At 67.4% G+C, this 4,583-nt stretch carries 3 protein-coding genes; all 3 read right to left on the bottom strand.

Annotation, left to right across the window (positions count from 1 at the left end):
• A partial coding sequence (locus AC1DBQ_RS22110; RefSeq protein WP_476930552.1) for an NUDIX hydrolase occupies positions 1 to 872 on the bottom strand: 872 nt, incomplete at its 3' end.
• A 2-nt stretch (positions 873 to 874) separates the two neighbouring features.
• The gene (locus AC1DBQ_RS22105; RefSeq protein WP_476930551.1) at positions 875 to 3,148 is read right to left on the bottom strand and encodes an RNA degradosome polyphosphate kinase; all 2,274 of its coding nucleotides are present in this window, start codon (positions 3,146 to 3,148) and stop codon (positions 875 to 877) included.
• Between the two features lie 141 nt (positions 3,149 to 3,289).
• On the bottom strand, positions 3,290 to 4,261 hold the full coding sequence (mshD, locus tag AC1DBQ_RS22100; protein WP_476930550.1) for a mycothiol synthase: 972 nt from the start codon (positions 4,259 to 4,261) through the stop codon (positions 3,290 to 3,292).
• Positions 4,262 to 4,583: the final 322 nt, after the last annotated feature.

Raw genomic sequence — 4,583 nt, 5'->3', positions numbered from 1 at the left:
GACGGCAGTTCGTCCCGGAGGCGGGAGTTCATGTGTTTTTCGAGTTGTTTCAGGACGGTCGGCAGCGCCGGGCGGTGCGTGCACAGGGCCACGGCCCGCTGCTTGTCGAACAGCGCCTMGACGGCGGCGGCAGTCTTGTGCGGGCTGCGGCCGTGCCGGTGCTCGGTGAGAGCCTCGTTGAGCTTCACCTTGGCGTCGGCCGCCTTCGCGTAGGGAGCGATGGTSGCCACGCACCGGAGCCACGGGCTGGAGACGATCCTCGCCGGCTTCCAGGCCTGCAGGAGCCGGCCCACCGCCTGCGCCTGCCGCATGCCGGTCGCGGCCAGCGGGCGGTCACCCTCGGCCTTGCTCCAGGAGGAGCGCGGCTTGGCCTTCGCGTGGCGGACCACCAGCAGGGGCCAGGTCTTGAGTTCGCCGCGGGCATGGGCCGAGGCCAGATGCTCGAGCGGCTCKACATCGCTGGGGTTKCTCAGCAGCCKGGCGGCCTTTTCGGGTGAACACCACATGATGCTGTCCACTTCCTTGCCGTCCGGCACCAGCGCAGCGCCGTTGACGTCGMCCGCCCAGTAGTGCACCACCTTCAGCCCGGCGGGCACGTGGTAGTGGATGGGCGGAAGCGGGATCCMGAGAGGAGCAACGAGCCCGATTTCTTCCCAGACCTCGCGGACGGCGCATTCCGGAATGGTCTCGCCGGGGTCGATCTTTCCCTTTGGCMAGGACCAGTCGTCATACCGCGGGCGGTGAATCAGCAGGACCTCAAGCTGGTCCTTGTTTACCGAATTGAGGCGCCACGGAATGGCGCCGGCCGCCGTGACGGCAACCGCCTCGCCGGGCTGGTCCGTCTGGTCCGCAACCAGTGCATCGCTGCTCACACTCACGGCCTMTACCGCAGGCTGGTCGAACGTTGACGCGAGCGGKAGGCAAGCAGCCAGGACTGGACGTCGTCGAGGTTCCGGCCGTCTTCCGCGAGGTGGTGGCGGGTCCAGTCGCCCTGCTTGTCCAAGTGCCAGCTGGCGGTTTCCKGATCCATGTAGCGTTTGAGCAGGTCCAGGACATAGCTCGTGTCGTCGCCGCTCGTGAGCTGCACGAGGGCCTCCACCCGGCGGTCCAGGTTGCGGTGCATCATGTCGGCCGAGCCGATGTACACCACGGGGTCGCCGGCGTTGGCGAACGCGAAGACGCGCGAGTGCTCCAGGAAACGGCCCAGCACCGAGCGGACCGTGATGTTCTCGCTCAGGCCCGGAACGCCGGGACGCAGGGAGCAGATGCCGCGGACTATGACGTCCACCGGCACTCCGGCCTGGGACGCGCGGTAGAGCGAATCGATGATGGCCTCGTCCACCATCGAATTGACCTTGATCTGGACCCGGGCGGCGATGCCGGCCTTGGCGTTCCTGATCTCGGTTTCGATCCTGTCGATCAGACCGGACCGGACCGAGCGCGGCGCCACGAGCAGCCGTTTGAACGTGGACTTCGGCGCGTAGCCGGAAAGCTKATTGAACAGCTTCGAGAGGTCTTCGCCCACCTGCTCGTTGGACGTCAGCAGGCCCAGGTCCTCGTAGTACCGGGCTGTGCGCGGGTGGTAGTTGCCCGTGCCGATGTGGCAGTAGCGGCGCAGGCCGTCCACTTCCTGGCGGACCACAAGCGAGAGCTTGCAGTGGGTCTTCAGGCCCACGATGCCGTACACCACGTGGACGCCGGCCTGCTCGAGTTTCCGGGCCCACGAGATGTTGGCCTGTTCGTCGAAGCGGGCCTTGATCTCCACGAGGGCAAKGACCTGCTTGCCGGATTCGGCGGCGTCGATCAGGGCGTCGACAATCGGCGAGTMCCCGGACGTGCGGTAGAGGGTCTGCTTGATGGCCTGGACCTTCGGGTCCGCGGCCGCCTGTTCCAGGAACGCCTGGACGGACGTGGAGAACGAGTCATAGGGGTGGTGCAGGAGGATGTCCCGGCGCCGCATGGCGGCAAAGACGTTGGCCGCCTTGGACGTCTCCGATTCGTTGAGGTGCCGCGAGGTGTGCGGGACGTGCTTCGGGTAATGCAGGTCCGCCCGGTCGATCCCGGCAATGACCGAGAGGCCGCGCAGGTCCAGCGGTGCCGGGACGGAGTAGACCTCGGATTCCTCGACGCCGAGCTCGCGGATCAGCAGGGCACGGATGTTCGGGTTGATGTCGTTGGTGACCTCGAGCCGGACGGGAGGGCCGAACCGGCGGCGCAGGAGTTCCTTCTCCAGTGCCTGCAGGAGGTTTTCGGCGTCGTCCTCTTCAACCTCGACGTCCTCGTTGCGGGTCACGCGGAAGGTGTGGTGCTCCAGGACCTCCATGCCGGCGAACAGCTGGTCCAGGTGCACGGCAATGACCTCTTCGAGGGCGATGAACCGTGCCACGCGTCCCGGGACGGCGCCGGCCCGGGGGCCGTCGATGGAGATCAGGCGCGGCAGCTGGTCAGGAACCTTGACACGTGCGAAGAGCTCCTTGTCGCTGACCGGGTTGCGGACCACCACGGCCAGGTTCAGGGACAGCCCGGAAATGTAGGGGAAGGGGTKGGCCGGATCCACGGCCAACGGGGTCAGGATCGGGAATACCTTTTCCGCGAACATGGCGCTGAGCTGGTCCTTGGCCTGGGAGTCGAGTTCCTCCCAGTGCATCAGGTGGATGTGCTCGTAGGCCAGAGCGGGCCTGATCTGTTCGGCGTAGACCCGGGCGTGGCGCTGCTGCAGCTGGTGGGCCGCGTCGCCGATCTGCTCCAGGACCTGCATGGGGCTCAGCCCGGCGGGGGAGGGGACGGCGAGTCCCGTGGCGATCCGCCGCTTCAGCCCGGCTACCCGGACCATGAAGAACTCGTCGAGGTTGGAGRCGAAGATGGACAGGAAGCTGACCCGCTCCAGCAGGTACAGATTGGGGTCCTCGGCCAGTTCCAGGACCCGGGCGTTGAAGGCGAGCCAGCTCAGCTCCCGGTCCAGGAACCGGTCCGGGCTGATTTCGCCTTCCGGTTCCAGGTTCGGCGCGAACTCCGGAATGTCGATCCGGTCCTGGGTGGCGCGCGAGGCCGGCACTTCGGAGGAGCCAAAGCGGGCACGTACCGGGCGCGCCCCMTTTTCCGGCGTAGCGGGTTCAGACGTGGATGTCCGGGCAGTTTCCCGTGGCATGGTGTCTCCTCAATGCTGGCGCGATGTAGGTTCAACCTTACAAGCAATAACGGCCCGATGGCCCCAGATTTCGKCCCGGTCGGGCCCGTAGTCCGCCGACGTGACTAACGCCGGTCCGCGGGGCCGATGAGGGCTGCGGGATTACTGCTGCGGGAGCGGCGCGTACATGACGTCCACATCCCAGCGGGTGAAGCCGAGCCGGCGGTAGAGCGCGACGGCGGGGGCGTTGTCGGCGTCGACGTAGAGCATGACGGCCCGGAGCCCGAGGCCCTGCAGGTGCTTGATGCCGGCAACAGTGAGGGCCTTGCCCAGGCCGGAACCCTGGGCCTCCGGGGACACGCCCACCACATAGACCTCCCCGATCGCCGGGTGGTCCCCGTGCCGGGGGTGCACCTTGGTCCAATGGAACCCGAGGATCCGGTCTGCCGGGTCCACGGCCAATAGGAAGCCTGCCGGATCAAACCACGGCTCGGCCATGCGGGCGTCCAGGTCGGCGCGCGTCATGTTGCCCTGCTCCGGGTGATGGGCGAAGGCGGCCTTGTTGGCGGCCAGCCACGCGTCCTCGTCCCGGCCGGGTACGAAGGTGCGGAGCCGGACGCCGTCCGGGAGCCCGGCCTCCGGCAGCTCCGMCGCCGCCGTCATGAGCCGCATTTTCCACAGTTCGCGGACGGCGCCGTAGCCGTAGCGGGCCGCSAGGTCCGCGGCGGCCTCGTGGTTTCCGTGCGACCAGGCGTTGAGGCCCGCGAAGCCGCGGACGTTCTTCAGTTCYCCCACCAGGCGGTCKCCGACGCCCTGGTTGCGGTAGCTGGGATGGACCGCGACCTCGAGGACCCCGGTTCCGTCGGGTTCTTCGATGACGACGGCGACGCCGGCGAGGTCCTGGGCCGTCGCGGGGTCGGACTTGTCGTCCGCGGCGTACAGCGCCAGGGCCAGCACCGAATGCTCGCCGGGATCGGCGGCGCGCAGCGTTACGAGGGTCTGTTCGGAGAGCGGCGGATTGCCGTMGGACTCTTCCGCGGCGGCGACAAGGGCCGCGACGTCCCGCAGCAGGGCGCCGTCGACGGTTCCTTTGACAGTAAGTACAGGCCAGTTTTCAGGGTGCGCAGGGCTCATGGTGCAAGGCTATCGGGCGCAGCGCCGCCGGCGGCCGATTTTGTCGAACTCCGCACGGCAACGTATAGTCGATATCTCGTCCGGCGTTGAGCCAGATGCGAGGGGGATCCACCACTGGGGTGGCCTCGATACGTTCGACCCGTATGTCCTCCACTGAAAGACCGAAGGCCCTGGACTCATTCGTCCGGGGCCTTCGGTCTTTGTGGCGGCATTTGAGCGTCTGTATTTTGTGCGCCTGTATTTTGAGCGCCTGTATTTGGTGGGGTGCCGGCCCGGTCAAGTCTGCTCAGGCCTCGGTGAGCTCGTCCTCGGGCTGCCGGAC

This window comes from Arthrobacter sp. 10T413_2 (genome assembly GCF_056394205.1).
Note: the sequence above shows the minus strand (reverse complement) of the source record. Positions and strands in the feature narration are given on the sequence as shown.